The organism is Cognatiyoonia sp. (assembly GCF_965661665.1).
Lineage (GTDB): Bacteria > Pseudomonadota > Alphaproteobacteria > Rhodobacterales > Rhodobacteraceae > Cognatiyoonia.
In genome coordinates this window covers 126,758-147,349 of record NZ_CBFIEO010000001.1, presented here as the reverse complement: position 1 = coordinate 147,349, position 20,592 = coordinate 126,758, and the positions used below count along the sequence as shown (strand labels likewise).

Genomic DNA, 20,592 nt, shown 5'->3' with positions numbered 1-20,592 from the left:
TTACATGTCGCGCAATAGAGAATAGATATAGGCTAGGTCCACGTGGGCCTAACTGACAAGGATGCACGGATGACCGAGTATCGCACCTCCAAAACGACCAAACCGCGGCTAGGGGATCCTGGCGGCGCTTTTGGTGTTGGGAATTTGGATGACCTCGATACCAACCTTCTTGTGAAATTCAGCCTTGCCGCCCTCAGCACTGATCGGCGCGCAATGTCGGCAACGGTTAACGAGGCGATCGCCTCCGGCATCTCACCAGATTTGATTGTCGACCGCTATGTGCCAGCTCTCGCTAGACAGATGGGCGATGCTTGGTGCAAAGACGAAATGAGCTTTAGCGGCGTCACGATTGGGGTGTCTAGACTACAGTCGTTGCTACATGAACTCGGCCCGGCGCCAAGTGGAAAAACACCCGCAACAGCCGACGCACCGACGGTGCTTATTGTTGTTGCCAAGGATATTTTCCATACATTGGGCGCCGTGCTTCTTGCTGGGCAACTGCGGCGCCGCGGCTTGTCGGTTAATCTGCTGCTCGACGCGCATCCAGACGACGTGCGCCAAAAACTCGTCCATCATGCTTTCGATGCCGTCTTCATTTCCGCATCAATCGGCGAAACCCTTGAAAGTCTTCGCGGAATTGTGAAGTCTATTCATGAGGCGATTGATAACCCCCCTCCCGTGGTCATTGGCGGGACAATCTTAGAGACCGATTACGATGTTAAGGCTGCAACCGGTGCGACGTTTACAACCAAAGATCCAGATGAGGCGATTGTTCTTTGCGGCCTAAAGACAAAATCCCAAGCCAGTCAGGATTTCGTGCTATGAGCGGTGATCGGGCTGAGAAGCGGACCAGCTCCGGCGTGCAATCGCGTGGCGCGAAGTATTGGGACAACGGCTCAATCCCACTGATCGCACCAGAGATTTTGGGCGACATCATTTCTGAGGTGTCTGACATCGGCATTGTGGTTGATGAGACCGGTAAGGTCATCAGCACACTGATGAACCCGAACACCGACGGCTATGAAAAGCTGGAAGGCTTGGAAGGCCAAGACATCCGCGATGTTTTGACCGTGGAAAGCGTTAGTAAATTCGACGGTCGTCTGAAAGACTTCCTCAAAGGGGATGGGCAAGCTCGACCCATTGAACTCAACCACGGTGAAGGTGGCACGGATTGGAACATTCCGATCAGGTATAGCTTGCATCGTGTTGGGCCTGACGGCGCAATCCTGTTGCTGGGCCGCGATTTGCGGCCCATTGCGGAAATGCAAAGCCAGCTTGTCCAAGCACATCTGGCCTTGGAACGTGATCTGGAGCTGCATCGCGAATACGATACACGGCTGCGCGTCCTCATGGACCACACGACCGAGGCATTCGTGTTCATGTCCAGCAACGATGGCCGCATTTCAGAACTGAACGAGAATGCTGCCGCTATTTTAAACGGTAGCCGGGACGCGCTGATTGGCAGCAGCTTGGCCGATCACGTCGAAGGTAAAGGCGCCGCAGAGTTGGTGGATGATCTGTCGACACAAGCTGTGAGCGACCAATCCATTCCAACTTCGGGACTGGAATGTAGCTATGGCAAACCATTGCGGCTTTACAGCTCGCTGTTCCGCGCTGCTGGCCAACGGACACTTCTGGTCCGTCTGGAAGTCGTTGGCGAAAAGGCGTCTCAGTCGAATGCCTTGGATAGCCGCTTGCGTGGTCTTTATCAGGCCAGCCCAGATGCGATCGTTTTTGCATCCGATAACGGGAAAATCCTGTCCGCAAATGATGGTTTCCTTGACCTTTTAAGCGTTGCAAACATCAGCAGCATCAAGGGAAGCAGCTTCGCAGATTATTTGCTGCGTGGTGGCGTTGACCTGAAGGTGATGACAGAAAACGCGAACCGCTCTGGCCGCATGAAAACATATGCGACCAAAGTGGCAGGCCCGTATGGCAGCCCGCGGTCCGTTGAGATTGCGGTCAGTGTCATCGATGCCGACAGCGACACTAAAGTTTATGCGTTCGTCATTCGGGATGTGAACCGCGTGGACGCCGCCCGTGGTCAGGCACCCGTCACAGATGAAGGGCTGGAATCTGTCGTTGAACTGGTCGGCAGTGCAACGCTGAAAGAAATCGTGGCTGAAACGACCAATGTTGTCGAAAAGATGTGCATTGAAACAGCTGTTGAGCTGACGATGAACAACCGCGTGGCTGCGGCCGAAATGCTCGGCCTGTCGCGGCAATCGCTTTATGTGAAGCTACGCAAGTTTGACCTTCTCAGCCGCGACTAGGCACTAGTGGTTCATATTGCCGTGGCCTGAACCGTCCATCTGTTCGACATTAAAATCAACATCGATCCGGCCCGCGTTTTCGAACACCAAAACCGCTGGAACTGTGTCACCTTCCATCAACTGGGTGGTGACGCCCATGATCATGACGTGCAGGCCACCTTGTTCAAAGGTCACTGTTGCCCCCATAGGGATTTCAACAGCTTCCAACTTTTGCATGCTGGCAACGCCATCGGTCACGGTGGTCGTGTGCAACTCAACGCGGGGGAAGTCAGCCTCCACCGCTAGGAGGGTGTCGGCAGTTTCGCCCACGTTTTCGATTGTCATGTAACCTGCACTAGTGCGCGCGGTTGGCGTTGTCGCGCGCGCAACAGGATGATCGATCTTGAGACCGCCAATCGTGTAGTCATGAGACATCAAAAGTGTGGGCGTCAGGGCGAGGATAAGCGCTGGAAAATATTTCATATTGGGACCTTTCGGTGCGTAGTGCCGACATACGCACTCTACTCGTGGTGTCCAGTGCGAAAACATCGCATCAGCCTATTTTTGCAAGCCGTTTCAAGAGCGACGACGTGTCCCAACGCCCACCCCCAAGCTTTTGGACATCATTATAAAACTGATCCACCAAAGCAGTGACAGGCAGGCTTGCACCGTTTTCATTCGCCGTCGACAAGCAGATCCCAAGATCTTTGCGCATCCAGTCGACCGCAAAGCCGTGATCGTAGTGATCGTCCAGCATGGTTTCATACCGGTTCGACATCTGCCAACTGCCAGCGGCACCTTGGCTGATCACCTCCACGACAGAGCGCCCATCGAGCCGCGCTTTCTGCGCAAAGTGCAGCGCTTCTGACAAGCCTTGGACCAAACCCGCAATCGCAATCTGATTGCACATCTTGGTCAGTTGGCCCGCACCGCTTTCCCCGATCCGGCGGCAAATCTTTGAATATACGTCCATGATCGGCTCTGCGCGGTCATAATCAGCCTGATCGCCGCCACACATGATGGACAGCATCGCATTTTCGGCACCAGCCTGACCGCCGGAAATGGGTGCATCCAAGAATGAAAGGCCACGTTCTTTGGCGGCGGCATAAAGCTCTTTTGTGACTGCTTCTGAAACCGTTGTGTGATCCACCAACAGAGCCCCAGATGGCATCGCGGAAAATGCCCCTTTTTCACCGAAACAAACGCTCCGCAGGTCGTCGTCATTTCCAACGCAGGTCATCACGAGCTCTGAATTTTTGACGGCTTCCGCGGGCGTCGCGCCAAAAGTGCCACCATGCTCCGCGACCCAAGCCTCTGCTTTGGACGTGGTTCGGTTGTAGACCGTCACAGAATAGCCCGCAGCCTGAAGGTGCCCCGCCATCGGGTATCCCATTACGCCCAACCCTAGGAATGCTATATTTGCCATTGGCTCTCTCTCCGTAAACGTATCGGCAACTCAATGCGTCGCTCAATTATGACCTCTGAACAGACTAGCGCTTTTTGTGCCAAAAGGTAGAGACTTAGGCCAAGACCCGCCCCATCCAAACGGAGCTTTTTGAACTTCGAAAGGTTCCGTCAATGACAATTCTTAAAATCGCGAGAACGGACCGAAGTTCAGCCACAAAGCCATCTTTCGGCAGACTGGGTTGTTCGATCTGTCGTCCAAACACAATTGCGCAAACCCAACTGCATAGGAATCGTCATGGGGCTGACCGCCGAAGAGCAATATCTTTTGACTAATTAATCGCGCGCGCTTGGACCCAGCGGCAGAGGCGGCACGTTCCGGGCTTTCGCTGAGTGTTGGGCTGACCTCAGGGACGATCGACACATCTTCCAAACAATCATTGGCACCAAACGCGGTTTTGTATTTGGCGGCTGAGACCCATTCCAACTGAATGCTAGCGAACGATGTGTGCAGCCATACGGGCGAAGGCGGGTCGCGGCCAGGCGACCGCATGGTCGATAAAGGTTATGTGTTTACGGGTGATTGGTCTTGGCGGGAGAATCTCGCCTGGACTGGCACAACGGTCGCACTCAATATGCAAACGGCGATCGACACGCATCATGAAGGGCTCTATCGCAGCTCTGAGCACCGTGTGAACACCTTTGCAGACAACATCTGAGAGGTCGGGATCGCGCAAGTTCAAGGTCATTTCACGCAAGACGGCACAAAGTTCAATACATCGATGCTGAGCCTCAATTTCGCGAAGTCCAGAGCGCAGGTTTTTCTGACAGGCGTAGCTTATACCGACGCTGATGGCGATGGCTTCTATGACATTGACGAAGGGAGCGCAGGCATTTCATTTGAGATGCTTAGCAACGTGGGCACTATAGCCTCCGCAGGCGGCTATACTGTTGCCATGGCCTCAGATGAACGTGCCTCTGTGATGGTTCGCTCCATCGATGGGTTGTCTGCGTTCAGGGAATTGATCTAAGCGCGTTCGAGCAGGAGGAAGCCAAGCTCTGGAGATAACATTTGCAAAGAGCGAACAATATCACCGTCGTCATCGGTCCAGTATTCGTTTTGAAAGATCAATCTTGGGCCGCTGCACTCTTCTTCGAACTTGGTAAGGGAGACGGTGCCGCGGGGCATATCGACATCCTCACTGCCAACCTGTGTCACAGTGCAATCCATGCGCAATGTATCGATTTGGTCGGTGGGCGTCAGGAAACCATGTGTCCGGCTGGAGGATCCACCACCAGCAACGATGGCGGCACGGGTTCCAATCGGATCAATGCCCGAGACATCGAAGCCCAAGCCCCGCGTAGCAACCAAAATTTCGTTTTCAAGCGCCACAGTTGCCCCAGTTGGCGCAATCCAAGTTTGCACATCGCCAGTCTGCGCCGCAGGCGACATCGGGATGACGGCGCCAAGAAGGCGAATGGTGACGAAAAGAAACTCGTCTGCTTGAGCCAGCTCTTCCGTGATGAGCGGCTGTTCAGCTGGAGCTTCTCCCCGAATTTGGGAAAACACCTGACCCGCAATCGCTTTGGGAGGGGAACCTTGGTTCAGCGGGCCGCAGCTTGCCAAAAACCCAAAAAGCAGGACAGAGCGCATCATTGCCAGAACCGACCCCAGGTGTCGCCCATTTTGCCAGCGGTGTGACCATCACGGACAAACCCATAGAGCCGCCCATCCACGTTCACGCGGGCACCGCCATCGCGCGACAGGGAATTCAGATTTGTTGAAATCTCACGGCGACTTGGCGACCCAAGGAAGTAATCGACTGGCACAGTCAGACGGATGCCCTTGTCAAACGACCCTTCACCAAAATCTTCGAACGGCATATCGGTCAGCGTGAAATAAGCTCCCACTTTCCATCCATTCTCAAACTCACGATCAAGGGAGACCGTCGCGCCCCAATCACCTGCCAGATACCGGCCAACATCGACCTGACCCAAGAACCCGTTTTCGAAATCATAGTAGGCCGAAAGATGACCAGTAAGAGTGTCATAGTCTTGGAAACTAAAGAGCATATCCTCTTCCCGCTGCGCGACATAGTTCAGCTCCGCGCCCAAGGCCAAGCGGCTGTCGACAGGTTTCCAAAGCACTTCACCGGAGATACCGCCGAACATCCGTTCGAGGTAGCCCGCACTCACGCGGCTGTAGAGGTTTTCGCCCGGACGACCGTAGTGGGTCAGCGTGAGTTTGTTGATGGTTGGACGACCATCAATGCCATAATACCTGCCTGAGGTTCTCACCGGTGGATAGTCGGCCGATGATTGACCAACCCGCACATCGGCAAGCTCTCGCGGCCCCAAAATCGACTGTCGGAATGTCCCGTCGATAACCAGGTTTGGCTGGATCTTGTAGCTCGTCGTAAGCGAAACGCCCACATCCGCCTGCACCGGTTCGTTGCCGTTGAAGACAAGTAGTTGCAGGTAGGGCAATACGCCCCACATGAAACGCGGGTCATCTGTCGCCACCGTGTTCGATGGTGCCTGACCAGCAGCATCCAAAATTGTCGATCTTGCGCGCAACGTGTTGGCACCATCCGCGCGAATTTCCTGCGCTTCCAAATCAGCGCGGGCAAAGCGGGCCGATGACAGGGGAATGCCATTTCTCGTTGGCTGCGCGACGATTGTGGTCACCTCATCGGGAAGGTGGTGCGTCAAGATGCGAACAGCGCGGCCCATCGCCTGTGCGTCCGAGCGATAGCGCGCGTTGGAGAAGCTTATCCGCGCCTCAGATCCGGAAACATCATAAGCTATCAATCGCAATCCTGTGCGGCGGAATTCCTTCGCGATGTCTGATTGATCCGTGACTGCCGATTGCCAGCTGAGCGCGGCATCTGGGTTGGACCCAATCGCGGCCAGCGGCCGCGGGGCGCGTACATCTGTGGAAGGCACCAGTCGCGTGTTTGGGTTGAGGGCGACGGTCACCGCACCAGCGATTTCTGATCCTTGGAGAAAGGCAAGGTTAAACGCAAGATTTGGGTAGGGACGATAAATCATCCCAACGTTGAAAGGGGATTTTACATCGATGGTACCACGATCGCTTTCAAGCTCGTACCCGTCGGACGAATACTCTAGCTGGAAGCTGAATTTTTCAGAGTATCGATAGTCGATGCCGCCAAAGACAGCGGCATCGCCACGAAAGTACTGATCTGTAGAGGGTTTACCACCCTCGCCAAAGTCCAAGCTTGGCCGTGTCTCAAACAATGCATCCAGCGCGCCAAGCGGATTTGTGAAACCGCCGCGCGATGCAAACCGACCCCAGCCAAGTCCCGCAGTAACATCGATGCTTTTGGTGACGGCCTTTGTCGCAACGACATACTCCGACGACAGAAGACCCGTACCCATGAAGTCCTGAATGCCAATTGCGACGGCGGGCAATGTGTCTGTCTCATCCAGAAGGCGATACCGCAGATCAAAGCTCCGGTCGAAGGTGCCATCAGTGCCGGGACCAGATCTCTCATCGATGCCGGAATAGCGGAAGGTTCCAGAAAGCCTTGGCGTCAGTTGAAACGTGAAACTGGTCTTTTGTTGCAAGTTCCAGTGGCTGTAGCTGGCGATAATTTCCCCGTCACGCGCACTGCGCGCGGTCGGCATTTCCACAAGGCCGGGCGTCCCATACATGGTGTAGGTCGTTTCTTGGGCATGGGCCGGCGCCAACGCAGCGCAGAGCGCAAGAGCCGAAAGGCCTGGTTTCAAAATGATTTTCACCGCCCACCTTCTTTAAAAACCGAAGTCTGTTCCTTTGTTTTTACAACGAAGGGTGAGTCATTCGAAAGCGAAAAATCCGGATCGATGAGAGTAAGGCGTTTCATCGCTGTGTGATAAAGCCGCCGTCAAAGTCCTGCGCTGGTCCATTGTGCTCGACGCGGCCAAAGACGGCGCCGCCCAAAGCTTCATGCTGTGCCCCCAAGAAATCACCTTCCAATAGCAACCCTAAATCGAGCTGATCGCCGTCCGCTTCGGTCAACTGGCCTTCAGCAGACACTTGAAAAGTCACGTCATCGTTCGGATTTCCAGAACGATCCGAAGCGTCAGCGCTGAGTGTGAGGGAGCCCGAAATCAGCGTATCGCTTGCATCAAAGAAATTCTCTACAGAGCCAGCAACCGAAACACCGCTGGGTCTGATCCCAATCTGGAGTTCGAGATCAGCGGTCAAGCTATCCGTGATCCCATCTGACGTATTCGCCAGAGCGCCGTAGAAATATCCGAAGTATGTCGCCTGACCCGTGGTGGGAATTTGGGTTAGGGTTGGGTAGGCGATGGGCTGCGTGTGAGCTGCCTGTCCGTCGTCAGAATTATTGGAACCAAGAGTGGCGTAAACTAAGATAGGGTTCTGCTCATCTGGTAAGTGTGATTATGAGGCGCGTTTTCTGTGATGCAGGCGTCGCGTTTCGAAGGTCTTCTGTTTGATCCTTTCTCGTTACCTCAGAATAGCTTTGTCCCGACCGAAGTAGACGTCGGCGGGTGTAACGTGGTGCAAGTTCCGAAATGTCACGTCTGACCCATCCAAAAGTGTGACCCTCAGATCGCCCGCCCCACCAACAAAAAGCGCACGACTGGTTTGGGTGAGGTCCGTCGCATCATTTGGCGTGATCTCTGTCGCCGAAACGACAGGGTCCCGAAGGCTGTAAGTATAGCTTTCGAAAGTGTCTGACATGGTGCGTTCCTTGAGAAATATATTCCCCTTGAACATCACCAATCGGTCTTTCCAAGTGCTTACCGGCCCGTTGGCCGGAGCCGAACGCTTGTTTTCTTGATGCGGATGTCGGTGTTAACAGAATCTTATCCGTGCGGCCAGTCGACGGATCATTGGCAGGTCGCTAAGTTACGACTTTCCGAGCGTGAAACTCCGGCCTGTCCCAAAGATCGTTTGTGATGACATCCTCAATGATCTGGGCAGCCTGAATAACATCGTCATCGTCAATGAAGAGCGGCGTAAATCCAAATCGCATCACATCAGGGGCACGGAAATCACCAATGACCCCGCGCGCGATCAACGCCTGCATCGCCGCGTAACCATTCTCAAACCCAAAGCTGACCTGGCTACCGCGTTCGGCATCTTCCCTCGGACTGATCAACCGCAACGTGGGGCAGCGCCGTTCCACCTCCTTGATGAAAAGATTGGTCAGATGCAGGGAGGAGGCCCGGAGCTCGTCCAAAGAGACATTGTCCCAAATGTCCAAAGCCGCGCTCAAAGCGGTCATTTGCAAGACAGGCGGCGTGCCGACGCGCATGCGGTCGATGCCTTGTCCAGGCCGATAATCGAGGTCGAAATCAAATGGCGCATCGTGTCCAAGCCAACCTGCAAGCGCAGGCTGTACGTCTCCGATGAGATCGGGCCTGACATAGATAAACGCCGGTGCGCCGGGTCCACCGTTGAGGTATTTATAGGTACACCCAACAGCAAATTCGCAGTTTGTCTCTGCAACAGCCAAATCGACCGCCCCCGCACTGTGAGCAAGGTCCCAAATCATGACGGCACCGGCGTCATGCGCTGCTTTGGTAATCGACTTCATGTCGTGCCGCCGGCCGGTTCGGTAGTCGACCTCCGTCAGCATAACGACCACGACATCTTCGTCGATGGCGGACATGACATCTGCGGGATCAACGATCTCTAGCCTCAATTCCGACTTCAGACGCGCAAGACCCTGCGCCATATAGAGATCCGAAGGGAAGTTGCCAGTGTCTGACAGGATTATGTTCCGATCTGGCCGCATATCGACCGCGGCGGCGAGGGCCTGAAACACTTTGATAGACAGGGTATCCCCCATCACGACGTTGCCCGCTGGAGCGCCGATCAAAGCCGCAATGCGATCCCCCACATCGCGCGGTTGAGCCATCCAGCCGCAACTGTTCCAGCCTTTTATAAGCTGCGCGCCCCACTCCGCCGACAAAGCCTTTTCCATCGCGGCCGGCACAGATTTTGGAAGCGGGCCTAACGAATTGCCATCCAAATAGATCATGCCTTCGGGGATGTAGAAACGATCTTTGCGGCAAACGGTATTCGACATCATGTATCCTTCGTCGGTGTACTACTTCAGCGCAGGACTTCCTGAACCAACAGATTGGGTGATTCGATAAAGTCCTGAAGCACCGTGAAGTGGTTTCTACCTTCTGCATAGACCGAGGTTGTTTTTGGGCCCACGAATTTCTCTGCCGAAAGGCGGTTCTGGCGCAGAAATTCAGGACGTTCCTCCGTCCCGACCCAGAAGGTTACTGGCACATCGCAAATTGAGTGGAGAAGCGGGCTTTCCGCATCCGCTTCATGCACTGTGAGGTTCAATTGTTCATTCATCTTAGTGCTAAGCAGTGGCCGGAGGTCAAAGACCCCGCTCACGGCAACAACTCGCTTGATCCGATCGATCAAATTCGGATCAAGCACGCCCACACCCAACATCCGCGTCACGAGATGCCCACCGGCAGAATGACCAACCAGTCGAATTGGGGTCTCGTCACCTTTCGCAACCTCTGACACGCCTGCAGCGACCGACTTAGTGATTTCACTGATCGAGACATCGGGCGCCAACGGATACCCAAGGACGGCGACTGACCAATCCTTTCGAAGAAAGCCTTCGAACAGATGAGACCAATCCGACTTTCCACGCATATGCCAGTATCCACCATGCATAAAAACCACGGTTCCTTTTGAATCGGCCTTCGGGCGGAAGAAATCATAAGCTTGCCTTGGGTGTGGCCCATAAACCTGATCCAAGTCCGCTTGCCCAGACGCAAGAAGCCTTTCGCGGAACTCGGCAGCATCTGTAACCCAGCGCGCCAGCAATGCCTCTGCCTCTTGCACATATCCCGAATTATCGAAGGCATCATCCCAGTCTATGAGCTGTGTCTTGGACTGTCCTGACATGGGCGCGTGTGCCTCCCGGTTCCCTCAAATCAAACGCAAGAAGATTTACGTCAAATTGAAAGCTTAAACTATACGAAAGCAGTGTCGACCTAGCAAAGACCAAACGCGAAGTAGAGAGATTCTGTTTTGAAGGGAATAGTATTTCGGGAATTCATCGACTTTGTCGAGGATCAAGCAGGCGAAGATGTCATCGATGACATGATTGAGAAGGCCAATCCTGCCTCAGGGGCCGCTTACACCGCTGATGGTAAATACGACTGGAAGGAAATGGTCGATCTTGTCGTCGCATTGTCAGAGATCACATCGACCCCCGTTCCTGACCTAATCCATGTCTTCGGTCGACATTTGTTTGGTCTTCTTCAAAAAACCTACCCGCAGTTTCTGTCGGGTTCGGCGAATGCCTTCGACTTTCTCCAAACTGTCGAAACGAAAATCCATGTGGAAGTACTCAAACTCTACCCAGATGCAGAGCTGCCAACCTTGGATGTGACAGTCCGATCAAGTGCTGAACTTGCTGTTGTTTATAGTTCTTGCCGCCCATTTGGGGATCTCTGCGTTGGAATGATCGAAGGGTGCGGCGACCATTTTCAGGAAGCGTTCGAAATTGACAACCGACCGAAAGAGAACGGTTTGGATATCATCGTTCGACGCCTCTTCCAACAGGCTGCTTAATGACCAAGATGGAGAATTTCTTCGGACCAACTCAAGTCCGACAGGACGAAAGGCAAATCCTTCGTACAAACCCTGATTTGGAGCGCGCCAAACGGAAAACTGCGCGCGAGAAGGCGGCCAGACTGAAGGCTAAGGAACTTCTCTAAAAGAAAAGCAAAGAGCTTTTTGAACTGAACGCCGACTTGAAAGAGCTGAACGATAGCCTTGAAATCATCGTGCGGCAGCGAACGGAGGCGTTGAGAAAAAGCATCGCGCGCGTGGAAGAGCAGCAGCGATATGCCGAGTTTATTGCGCGTCATGACGCGCTCACTGGTCTCCCCAATCGTTGGCTCGTGAACGAATACCTTGATGCCGACGTGGCCAATTGGAAAGGTGCGGCAATCCTTTATATCAACTTCGATCGGTTCAAACAGATAAATTACACGCTCGGCCACGCGGCAGTCGACACGCTCCTCAAGATCGTGGCGAAGCGATTGCGCAAGAGCATTCCCCACAAAATCAGTCGTTGCCCGTATCGGGGGCGATGAATTCATCGTCCTGCTTCGGCCAAAAGATGATCCAAACCATGCGTTAAAAGTTGCGGATCGGATCGTCAGACGCCTTCCCGAACCCATCAAATATGAAGGCAATCTGCCTAGGTTTGGAACGAGCGTTGGGATCGCCGGGAACCATCCAAACCATAACAATCATGAAGAGATGATGATCGAAGCCGACCTCGCGCTCTACCGCGCCAAAGAAGCTGGGCGGAAGTGCGCGGTCCTCTTCTCCGAGGAAATGCTAGAGGTCAGCAGAAGTCAAAAACAGTTGTCAGATGATTTGATCGGAGCGCTTGAGCACAGGCACATCAAACCCGTGTATCAACCCAGAATCTGCTCCGAGACTGGGCAGTTTTCATGTGTTGAAGCACTTGCAAGGTGGCATCACCCTGAACGGGGCGTACTTGATCCCGGGATTTTCCTGTCAGTCGCCCAAGATATCGGTCGGCTTGCTGAAATTGACGAAGCGATCCTGACACAAGCCTTGAATGATCTCGAAACTTGGGACGATGCACGCATCGAAGTTGGCCGTATTTCTGTCTACGTCTCTGGTCGTCGCCTGCTTTAAACAGATCTGCTTACGCGTTTGGATGGCATGAATATACCAAAGGATCGCATCTCATTTGAACTACTCGGGTCAGTGTTCTTTGACTCGGCTGATCAAGAAACAATTGCCCGACTGAACGAAATTCAGTCGCGCGGCATCAACATAGAGATTGACGATTTTGGATCAGGTCATGCATCGATCAACGGGTTGCTGGCGGTTCATCCAGACGCTCTTAAGATTGATCGCTTCCTGGCCACTGCGGCGCTTGACGATGAACGCCTGATCGAGATTTTGGAAGCTGTTGTGCGTATCGGGAAAGCGCAGCATAGCAAAGTGGTTGCGGAAGGGGTCGAGCAATCCAGCCACGCCGAAATGTGTAAGAAAATCGGCTGTGACCAAATTCAAGGGTATGGCATCAGTCGACCCATCCCACCCGATCAGATAATCGAATTTGCCAGACAGAACTCCAGCGCCCTCCTATTGGAAGCAGCAAGCTAGACCAAACTTGGCAACCAGAGGACAATGGCTGGGAAAGCGACCAAGAGCCCGATGGTGATTGCGTCTGCGATGAAGAAAGGCGTGACGCCTTTGAACACATCTTGAACCGTCAAATCATCCCGCACACCAGCAACCACAAAACAATTCAGACCAATCGGCGGGGTGATCAAACAGAACTCCGCCATTTTTACCACCAAAATACCGAACCAGATCGCACACATCGGCCCTGACATTCCGAATGTGCTGTCGGCAGCGGACACAAACTCCCCCCCATTGAGCGCCATGACAGCGGGGTAAACGACAGGAAGGGTGAGCAACAACATCCCAATCGCATCCATGAACATGCCGAGCACGGCATACGCCAGAAGAATGCAAATCAGGATCAGCATCGGTGCCATTTCAAGGCTCGTGATCCAGTCCGAGAAGGCGCCTGGCAAATCCGCAAAACCCAGAAAACGCACGTAGATCAAGACACCCCAGATGATCGAAAAGATCATGACTGAAAGCTTTGCCGTCTCCAACAAAGCGTCCTTCAGCTGTGGCCAACGCATCCCTCGGTAAAGCGCCATGAGGAACACGACAAACGCGCCAATTGCTCCACCTTCGGTCGGTGTGCCCCATGCCTTTTCCCCGAACGGGTTGTAGACAAAGCAAATGATGACCACGACAACGAAGACGATTGGCAGCGCGGGAGGGAGGGCTTCGAAACGTTCCTTCCACGTGAAACCAGTGACAGGTGGGCCGAAGTTCTTCACGGATAGTGCGAGACCAACAATCAGCAAGCCATAGATAACTGCTGAGAATGCACCAGGAATGAACCCAGCCAAAAGCAGTTTTCCGACGTCCTGTTCCACAATGATCGCATAGATGACAAGAATCGCTGACGGCGGAATGAGGGAGGCGAGAGTGCCACCTGCGGCCACGACCCCAGCCGCAAATTGCTTGTTATAGCCTATCTTCAACATTTCAGGGATCGCGATGCGGGCAAAAACCGCAGATGTCGCTACGGACGCACCCGACACAGCCGCAAATCCCGCCGTGGCGAACACGGTCGACACGGCCAAACCGCCAGGCACCCAAGCAATCCAGCGTTTGGCCGCTTCAAACAGCGCTTTAGTCAAACCGGCATAGTAAGCGAGGTATCCGATAAGGATGAACGTCGGGATGAGGGACAAAGCCTGCGATGATACCTTAGAGTGCGGCACCTGACCGGCAGTTTTGACCGCGACGCCCAGCGCCCAGCCAAACTCATCACCCGTATAGCCCTTCTTCGACCAGAAGATCCAAATCAGTCCGATCAGTCCAGCCGCTGCCGCAGCAAAGGCGACCCGCATACCAAGAACGACAAGAACAAGCAGGCCACCCGTGACCCAGAGACCAATCTCAATCGGTTCCATCAGTCGTCCCCTTTCAACTGATCCGCTTCGAGCAAAGCCTGCTTGGCCGCATCCAGCGGGAGTGGAACTGCGATCGGGTTGCCCGTGACAATGACGCGAATGTAGGCCCAGACCTGCAGCGCAAGCCGCAGGCAGATGACAAAGAACGCGACCGGTGCCAAAAGCTTAGCAGGCCAAATCGGCAAAGCGATGTCCATGGAGCTATCACGGCTCCACATGGGTGCATTGAAATCAAAGCTGCGCCCGAAATGTGACCATGTGCCCCAGACAAGAAGCGCCATCAGCAGGAGGATCACAAGCGTGGTGATCAATTCAACAAGATAGAGTGCGCGGCCTCGCAGTTGTCCAACGAGGATGTCCATTCGGATGTGCCCGCCCTCGCGCTGAACATAAGACACACCCATGAAAGCAATGAGCGGCATAGCCTGCTCGATCCAATCCACATAGCCGGGCAAGGGGCTGGCAAAGAGGTTCCGCCCTCCGACCGATACGACCGCGAGGATCATCAAAGAGAACACGGCGATCCCGCTCAGAAGGGCCAGAAATTTTTCCAGCTTGAGCAGCCCATGATCCAATTTGCTTAATGTGCTGTCGTCAGACAGCACGAGTGATGCCGTCGCCATGCCCCATCCCCGGATAAGTCGTCAAAATGACCTGCGCCACGATTGCAGCGCAGGTCTATTCTTAGCTTGCTACAGATTAGCTTCCGCCAGCGATCATCCCTGTGACCATATCGTAAAGCTCTTGCGCAGGCAGGCCGCGCGCGGTGTTCTCTTCGATCCAAGCAGCAGCGGCCGGTGCAGCCGCAGCCGCTTTGAAGGCTGCAATTTCATCATCGCTGAATCTCACACGCGCAATGCCGCGCTCATCAAGGGCGGGACCCCAAGCGTCCATTGTCGCACCGTTGTAGTTGGCGATGTAGTGATCCAAAGCCTCATCCATAGAGCTCAGCAGCGCGTCACGATGATCGTATGACAAAGCTGCCAGCGCATCAGTGTTTGCAACAACAGGACAGTTCACCGTGCCAGGGTTCAGGTTGGTCGTCCACCATGTCGCATTCTCAATCGTGCCGAAGGACATGTGCGCGTGTGGCGCAAAACTGACCGCTTCCACAATGCCACCGTCCATCGCCTGACGCACTTCGGATGCTGTCGTAGAGGTTGGGACCGCGCCAATGGCTTCCATCGCTTTGCCGATGCCGCCTGTCGCACGCACAGTCATACCTTCGAAGTCAGCCAGCGTGCTTGGTGCATCACCTGCGCCAACGATGTTGTACTGGGGCAGCGGGGACGGCATCAGAAGTGTGGCGTTCCAGCGTGCCAGATCGTCCACTGTCGCAGGGTGATTGTAGACGGCCATCGACAATTCAACTTCCTGCTCAAGCGACGTCACGCCAAGGAAGGGAAGTTCCAAAACGGTGATGGATGGGTTCTTGTCACGGTGATAACCGGCACAGAACTGCGCCATTTCAAACGCACCGATGGAGATACCGTCGAGGTTTTCGCGGTTCTTCGACAGGCCACCGTAGGAGATGTTGAGCGTGAACTCACCACCTGTCTTCTCGCTGACCAGTTCGGCCAACTTCTCCACATGCTCCGTGAACGCACGGCGTTTGCCCCACAGGGACACATTCCATTCAGTTGCAAGCGCTTCGCCCGCAAAGGCCATTGTGATGGCGACGACAGCCGTTTGGCTCAGTAGTTTTTTCATGAGAACTCCTCTTGATCTTAAAAATTTGTGGGAGAAGTGTCGGCGATTCCCCGGTTTCGGGCAATGACGGAAATCGCGCGTATGTTTGGTATCGAATTGCGGAATTCCGGGGGCTAGAGCAACGCGTCTTTGTCGAGGCCCAGTTTCACGATCTTTTCGTTCAGCGTGCGGTCTGCAAAGCTTTTGAACCGTTCGTTGAGGTCAGCTGTGTCGTCGCCCCCGCTGTCGCAATGACGAATGGGTCGTTGGCAAGGACATATGTCAGATGGGAGAAACGCTCCCACTCCGCCACCACTGTGCTGCGATAGAGCAAAAGCCGCGCTGACGCGCGATCCACTTCGTCCACGCGAAAGTAGCCATAGCACGCCCAAAACGCTCCCAGAACGACGAGACCCGCAAGAAGGGGTGAGGCAAGAATGCGCATCCAGTGAACCTGTCGCAAAGCCGAATGGCGTGCAAGTCAGATAGCGCAATCAGATTTGATCCCAGCTAGAGATCGAGCGGATTGATCGGTGTGGCGGACGGGAAGGCCGACAAGATATCGGACTGAGACGCCGCTTGATAAATCAGCTTCACATTCGCCCCCGCATCCATGGTTGCATAAACAGAGAGGCCGTCCACGCGCGCGTTCCAAAGCGTCTCCAGCACCTCCCAAGACTTGGGTTTGAGGTATGTGAGCGCTGGGCGCGCGGCCATCATTGTTGCGTGCATGGCGAGCGCATTGGCCTCCGCGATCTGGCCTGCCGTTTCGAAATCACCATTTCGCAACGATGTTTCCAACGCAGCGCAGTCTGCGTCGGCCCGCGCAGGCCATGCGTCAATCAGGGGACTGGTTGCGACGGTATGGTTCATCCCATCGCGGGACGTGTGCGCCTTTGGCCCCGTATCCACAGGCACAATCGCAATACGCAGATCAGGGAAGTCGATGTCTAGCGGTTCGCCAAAACTGTCTGTCCCGTCTACCGCCACCCCCTTGTTCCAACGTACGAACCCATGCCAAAGCGAACGCGTCGCACTGCCACTGCCGAACCGCGCCAACATGCTGAGGTCGGCCTTCGAGAGGTTAGTCTGAAACGCGGCATCTAGTGCCACCACCAACGCTGCGAAGCCGCTCGCAGAGGAGGCGAGCCCTGCTGCCGTTGGGATCGTGTTTGTCGTTTCTATGGACAGGCTTGAACAACTATTTCCACGAAAGAGGTCAACAAACTTCCAAACCTTCATCGCAAATGGGTCAGTGCTCGGTAGGTCGTTTCCATTGAAAACAAGCGTGTCTGCCTCCGCCGGTTCAACAATGGTCGTTGTCCCTAGTTTCCCAAGCGAGATCGAAAGCGAGGCGTTCAGTGGCAGGTTCAACGCTTGATCACGCTTGCCCCAATATTTCGACAAAGCGATGTTGGCGGGCGCATAGGCCTCCCCAGGCGCGACGACCATGCGATCCGCTGGCAAAACGCGCGCAAAAATATCTTCAGCCGTCGCCATAAAATACCACACCTTCTTGCGCAAGTTTTACTGGAACAAAGCCGTCTGGGACAGTACCGCAGGCCAACACGCAATCACCCAATCCTGAGCCCGAGATTTTAGCACCCAACACGCCGCTTGTTTCATTAGCGGCCCTCAAGGCGCGTTCAATCGCTGCGTCTGAAACGCCAAGATCAGCCATGAGAGTTTGGTATTCGCTGAAGAGCGCACCAACTTCTGCCCATTGCAACGCCTCAACAGCAGCGATGGTGCATTCGGCCACTCTGCTCATCGCTAGATAAATCGCCTCATATCGCTCTGGGTCTTCTGCTTGCGCCTCAGCAACTTTCGCCAATACCTCGCCCGTCGGCGTTTTATACCCCACATTGAAGAGGCTGAATTGCGGTAACGCTGCCAATTGTTGCGATATCGCAGTCCCTTTGTCAGAGACTTGATAGAACCGCACACCGCCCCAAAGGCTGGCTGCAAGATCAGCCCCGCTGCCACGACCTTGCAGACCACGCACGATCGCTAGGGCTTTCGCGTGCAGATCGTCATCAGCCTTCCCATGTAAAGCCGCGAGAACCGCTATAGTCACAGCGGCGGAAGAGCCAAGGCCAAGCGTCGGATTAATATCCGACGAAATGTCGATGCGAAGACCGGCCGGGATACGATCGCGATAAAGCAGCACCGCCGCGTTGATGAAGCGATAGGGTCCAGTTGGCTCTATCGTGCCAATAGGGGTCGAAACCTCACCCGCTAGATCGGAACGGACGGTCAAGACCGGCTCTTCCATGGGTTTCAACTGCACGGTAATGTGCTGATCAATCGCTGCGACAATCGCTGGGTGACCATAAACAACGGCGTGCTCGCCCGTAATCATGATAGATCCCGGCGCTGAGACAGTGACAGGCCTAAGGATCGGGGTCACTGGGCCGCCATGGAGGGCTCTTGCGTGTTGGCCGGCATCAACTCAGCACCCTTCTGCGCGATGGTCAGCCTGTCCCATTCACGGTCGGGGTAGGCTTTCATCAACTCGGTCATCGCTTCAGCATTCGGATGATAGACAAGCATCGCACCGCCTTGCTCCCCTTTGACAGACCCTGCTCCTGAGATTTTTGCGGCCCCGCCAGTTACTTGAACCGCTTTCGCAAAGCGCGCAGATGCCACTGGGACAACGCCAATTTGCTCTAGCAGCGATTGGTTCTCTCGAATGACTTCGCGCGGGTCGCCATTCGTCTCCAAAACCGTCTCTAACTTGGTCGTACAGTCGCCGAAAGCTTGCCAAAGCTGGGTGTCCTGCCCATGCCGCAACCGGACTTGGGCCACACATTCGCCGGTGCTGGCTTCGGGGCGTCCGTGGATCACCCAATACCAGCCATCTGACGTTTTAAGCGAATGGTCATCGGTCAAACCGATTGGGCGAATATCTTCCCCTTGCACCCGATTGGCCCCGCCAAAAACAACGGCAGAGGCATCAATCGCACTTCCCTTGCCGTGTTGCAGCCGTTCGCAAAAGCGGACCTTCTTGAACCGATCTTCTGCAGATTGGGGTAGACCCAGAAGGTGTTCATAGAGGACGATCGTCGCCGCAACGACAGCAGCAGATGATCCCATGCCTGCGCCCAGAGGCATCTCACTCCGGCTCGTCAATTGGCCCGGAATGGGAAGCGGCGGTCCGCCTGTGCCACCTGGCGCTGGCAACATCGGCAAAAGTGACGTCAACGTGTAAATCGCCAGATCATCAGGACGTTTGAGGATTTTCTGAACAGGCAGATCGCCGCGCATGAATTCATCAAACCGACGATCCAGACTGTCCCTGAAGCCCTTCAAGATATCAAAAGGATAGAACGACCGCGGCGCCAGTGTCTCAAACGCTGTCTGCAAACCGCCGGTCTTGTGAAGCGGTGTGAACCAAAGCTCGATGTAACGCTCGATCGCAACGACAACCGCCGGTGCGCCATAGACGACCGAATGCTCACCAGAGAGGATCAGCTTGCCGGGTGCCCGCGCACCCGTCGCATCATGCGGCTTCGTAATGGCGTTTATGCTCATCAATTCGTGTCAACCGATAGCGACCCCGCGCAGCGTTCGGCATGATACAAGCCACACCGTCCTGAGGGTCAGGCACATTCCACATGTCGCGATATTGATCAAAGGTCAACGCCGTGCGGTTTTTCAAAAGACCCTGATGATGGACTTTCATCAGACGCTCGCGATAGCGGTTCTGCACTGTGGCAGCGAAAAACTCGGCCACTGCGCCAGAGCCATAGCTGAATAGTCCGACAGGCAACCCTGTCAGATCATGGTCCGCATTTTCGAGCATCGAAATCAAGCTGACATAGAGCGACGCAGCATAGCAGTTCCCAACCTCGCGGTTATAGATCATGCCTGGCTCGATGACGCTTGGATCGTTTTGCGCTTTGTTAATGGAGGACAGTTGGCGGTGTGCCTTTGCGCCCATACGGGTAAACGGCAAATGATAGCAGAACTGGGCAAGTTCATTGAACCCGCGACCGCCGTTCTCTTGATAGTCTTCCCAAGCACCGGACAAAGCGCCAAGGTATTTGATGGTTGAGAATTTGCCATCCACCAGCGGCGTCTTGCGATAGTTCGGACGCCAGAAGTCCATAATGTCTTCGCTGTGACAGCCGGAGGCTGGCTCAATCGCCAACAACTTAGGATCAATAGACACCAACATCGCCACCGCGCCACATCCCTGCGTCGCCTCCGCAGGCGAGTCGAGATCATAGCGGGAGATGTCAGAGGCGATCACCAAAACCTTGCGGTCTGGTTTGCGCGTCACGTGTCCACAGGCCAATTGCAGAGCAGCGGTGCCGGAATAACAAGCGTGCTTCAGCTCCACCACCCGACACCGGCGCGACAGTTTCAGTAGCTCATGCACATATACGCCGGCGGCCTTTGATTGGTCGATGCCGGTTTCTGTCGCAAAAAGGATTGTATCGATTGCATCGACATCCTCGTCGGCGATCACTTTGGCGGCTGCCTCCGCCGCAAGTGTCACGACATCTTCGTCATGTGTCGGCATCGCGATCTTGTTCTGACCGATGCCGCGTGAGAATTTATCAGGGTCGATGCCTTGGGCCTCAGCAAGCGTACTGAGCGCTACATAGTGCTCAGGTACGTAAAAGCTGATTTTGTCGATACCGACTTGGGTCATTGCAGGGCCCCTTTCTTTGAC

23 protein-coding genes and 1 pseudogene are annotated in these 20,592 nt (G+C 54.7%); 6 read left to right on the top strand and 18 right to left on the bottom strand.

All coding sequences use genetic code 11. The features are described from left to right. Positions 1–144: 144 nt before the first annotated feature. Positions 145–825 carry a cobalamin B12-binding domain-containing protein gene (locus ACTF5F_RS00745; protein ID WP_438954969.1) on the top strand — a complete coding sequence of 227 codons (681 nt, stop codon included), beginning with the start codon at positions 145–147 and terminating at the stop codon, positions 823–825. Then, positions 822–2,273 (top strand): transcriptional regulator PpsR, encoded by a 1,452-nt coding sequence (ppsR, locus tag ACTF5F_RS00740; RefSeq protein WP_438954968.1) that lies wholly within the window; start codon positions 822–824, stop codon positions 2,271–2,273. The genes ACTF5F_RS00745 and ppsR overlap by 4 nt, the downstream gene beginning before the upstream one ends. 3 nt (positions 2,274–2,276) lie before the next feature. On the opposite strand, the gene ACTF5F_RS00735 is transcribed toward ppsR, so the two are convergent. From ACTF5F_RS00735 to ACTF5F_RS00725, 3 genes are all read right to left on the bottom strand, one after another. Then, a complete protein-coding gene (locus ACTF5F_RS00735; protein ID WP_438954967.1) occupies positions 2,277–2,735 on the bottom strand; it encodes a copper chaperone PCu(A)C in 459 nt (152 codons plus the stop codon). A 70-nt stretch (positions 2,736–2,805) separates the two neighbouring features. Then, on the bottom strand, positions 2,806–3,678 hold the full coding sequence (locus ACTF5F_RS00730; RefSeq protein WP_438954966.1) for an NAD(P)-dependent oxidoreductase: 873 nt from the start codon (positions 3,676–3,678) through the stop codon (positions 2,806–2,808). Between the two features lie 162 nt (positions 3,679–3,840). Then, positions 3,841–4,143 carry a hypothetical protein gene (locus ACTF5F_RS00725; protein ID WP_438954965.1) on the bottom strand — a complete coding sequence of 101 codons (303 nt, stop codon included), beginning with the start codon at positions 4,141–4,143 and terminating at the stop codon, positions 3,841–3,843. 4 nt (positions 4,144–4,147) lie between these two features. Here ACTF5F_RS00725 and ACTF5F_RS00720 point away from each other — a divergent pair, with 4 nt between their 5' ends. Both ACTF5F_RS00720 and ACTF5F_RS00715 read left to right on the top strand, forming a co-directional pair. Continuing rightward, entirely contained in the window at positions 4,148–4,375 is a 228-nt protein-coding gene (locus ACTF5F_RS00720; RefSeq protein ID WP_438954964.1) for a CAP domain-containing protein, read from the top strand. A gap of 63 nt (positions 4,376–4,438) precedes the next feature. Further along, positions 4,439–4,687: a hypothetical protein gene (locus ACTF5F_RS00715; protein ID WP_438954963.1), complete on the top strand. Its 249-nt coding sequence runs from the start codon at positions 4,439–4,441 to the stop codon at positions 4,685–4,687. Here ACTF5F_RS00715 and ACTF5F_RS00710 read toward each other — a convergent pair. From ACTF5F_RS00710 to ACTF5F_RS00685, 6 genes are all read right to left on the bottom strand, one after another. Beyond that, positions 4,684–5,313 carry a YjbF family lipoprotein gene (locus ACTF5F_RS00710; protein ID WP_438954962.1) on the bottom strand — a complete coding sequence of 210 codons (630 nt, stop codon included), beginning with the start codon at positions 5,311–5,313 and terminating at the stop codon, positions 4,684–4,686. The two genes, ACTF5F_RS00715 and ACTF5F_RS00710, sit on opposite strands and share 4 nt — an antisense overlap. Next, positions 5,310–7,418, bottom strand: coding sequence for a YjbH domain-containing protein (locus ACTF5F_RS00705; RefSeq protein WP_438954961.1), 2,109 nt, complete (start codon positions 7,416–7,418; stop codon positions 5,310–5,312). The genes ACTF5F_RS00710 and ACTF5F_RS00705 overlap by 4 nt, the downstream gene beginning before the upstream one ends. 100 nt (positions 7,419–7,518) lie before the next feature. Beyond that, on the bottom strand, positions 7,519–7,866 hold the full coding sequence (locus ACTF5F_RS00700) for a hypothetical protein (protein ID WP_438954960.1): 348 nt from the start codon (positions 7,864–7,866) through the stop codon (positions 7,519–7,521). Positions 7,867–8,130: 264 nt separating this feature from the next. Beyond that, entirely contained in the window at positions 8,131–8,367 is a 237-nt protein-coding gene (locus ACTF5F_RS00695; protein WP_438954959.1) for a spike base protein, RCAP_Rcc01079 family, read from the bottom strand. 163 nt (positions 8,368–8,530) lie between these two features. Then, complete coding sequence (kynU, locus tag ACTF5F_RS00690; RefSeq protein ID WP_438954958.1) at positions 8,531–9,721, bottom strand: kynureninase; 1,191 nt, start codon at positions 9,719–9,721, stop codon at positions 8,531–8,533. Between the two features lie 26 nt (positions 9,722–9,747). After that, on the bottom strand, positions 9,748–10,572 hold the full coding sequence (locus ACTF5F_RS00685) for an alpha/beta hydrolase (protein ID WP_438954957.1): 825 nt from the start codon (positions 10,570–10,572) through the stop codon (positions 9,748–9,750). 126 nt (positions 10,573–10,698) lie between these two features. On the opposite strand from ACTF5F_RS00685, the gene ACTF5F_RS00680 reads away from it, so the two are divergent. Further along, positions 10,699–11,244, top strand: a complete 546-nt coding sequence (locus ACTF5F_RS00680) for a heme NO-binding domain-containing protein (protein ID WP_438954956.1) — start codon at positions 10,699–10,701, stop codon at positions 11,242–11,244. On the opposite strand, the gene ACTF5F_RS00675 is transcribed toward ACTF5F_RS00680, so the two are convergent. After that, positions 11,241–11,777 carry a hypothetical protein gene (locus ACTF5F_RS00675; RefSeq protein ID WP_438954955.1) on the bottom strand — a complete coding sequence of 179 codons (537 nt, stop codon included), beginning with the start codon at positions 11,775–11,777 and terminating at the stop codon, positions 11,241–11,243. The two genes, ACTF5F_RS00680 and ACTF5F_RS00675, sit on opposite strands and share 4 nt — an antisense overlap. On the opposite strand from ACTF5F_RS00675, the pseudogene ACTF5F_RS00670 reads away from it, so the two are divergent. Further along, a pseudogene (locus ACTF5F_RS00670) lies at positions 11,662–12,825 on the top strand (EAL domain-containing protein). The gene ACTF5F_RS00675 and the pseudogene ACTF5F_RS00670 overlap by 116 nt on opposite strands. On the opposite strand, the gene ACTF5F_RS00665 reads toward ACTF5F_RS00670, so the two are convergent. From ACTF5F_RS00665 to ACTF5F_RS00630, 8 genes are all read right to left on the bottom strand, one after another. Then, a complete protein-coding gene (locus ACTF5F_RS00665) occupies positions 12,822–14,222 on the bottom strand; it encodes a TRAP transporter large permease (protein WP_438954954.1) in 1,401 nt (466 codons plus the stop codon). The pseudogene ACTF5F_RS00670 and the gene ACTF5F_RS00665 overlap by 4 nt on opposite strands. Beyond that, positions 14,222–14,845: a TRAP transporter small permease subunit gene (locus ACTF5F_RS00660; protein WP_438954953.1), complete on the bottom strand. Its 624-nt coding sequence runs from the start codon at positions 14,843–14,845 to the stop codon at positions 14,222–14,224. Before ACTF5F_RS00660 ends, ACTF5F_RS00665 begins: the two co-directional genes overlap by 1 nt. 76 nt (positions 14,846–14,921) lie before the next feature. Continuing rightward, positions 14,922–15,932: a C4-dicarboxylate ABC transporter substrate-binding protein gene (locus tag ACTF5F_RS00655; RefSeq protein WP_438954952.1), complete on the bottom strand. Its 1,011-nt coding sequence runs from the start codon at positions 15,930–15,932 to the stop codon at positions 14,922–14,924. 160 nt (positions 15,933–16,092) lie between these two features. After that, positions 16,093–16,356, bottom strand: a complete 264-nt coding sequence (locus ACTF5F_RS00650) for a hypothetical protein (protein WP_438954951.1) — start codon at positions 16,354–16,356, stop codon at positions 16,093–16,095. Positions 16,357–16,421: 65 nt separating this feature from the next. Beyond that, positions 16,422–17,411, bottom strand: a complete 990-nt coding sequence (gene mvaD, locus ACTF5F_RS00645; protein ID WP_438954950.1) for a diphosphomevalonate decarboxylase — start codon at positions 17,409–17,411, stop codon at positions 16,422–16,424. Beyond that, on the bottom strand, positions 17,398–18,273 hold the full coding sequence (locus ACTF5F_RS00640) for a mevalonate kinase family protein (protein WP_438954949.1): 876 nt from the start codon (positions 18,271–18,273) through the stop codon (positions 17,398–17,400). The genes mvaD and ACTF5F_RS00640 overlap by 14 nt, the downstream gene beginning before the upstream one ends. Positions 18,274–18,317: 44 nt before the next feature. Further along, positions 18,318–19,445 (bottom strand): mevalonate kinase family protein, encoded by a 1,128-nt coding sequence (locus tag ACTF5F_RS00635; protein ID WP_438954948.1) that lies wholly within the window; start codon positions 19,443–19,445, stop codon positions 18,318–18,320. Then, positions 19,414–20,571: a hydroxymethylglutaryl-CoA synthase gene (locus ACTF5F_RS00630; protein ID WP_438954947.1), complete on the bottom strand. Its 1,158-nt coding sequence runs from the start codon at positions 20,569–20,571 to the stop codon at positions 19,414–19,416. Before ACTF5F_RS00630 ends, ACTF5F_RS00635 begins: the two co-directional genes overlap by 32 nt. Positions 20,572–20,592 lie beyond the last annotated feature (21 nt).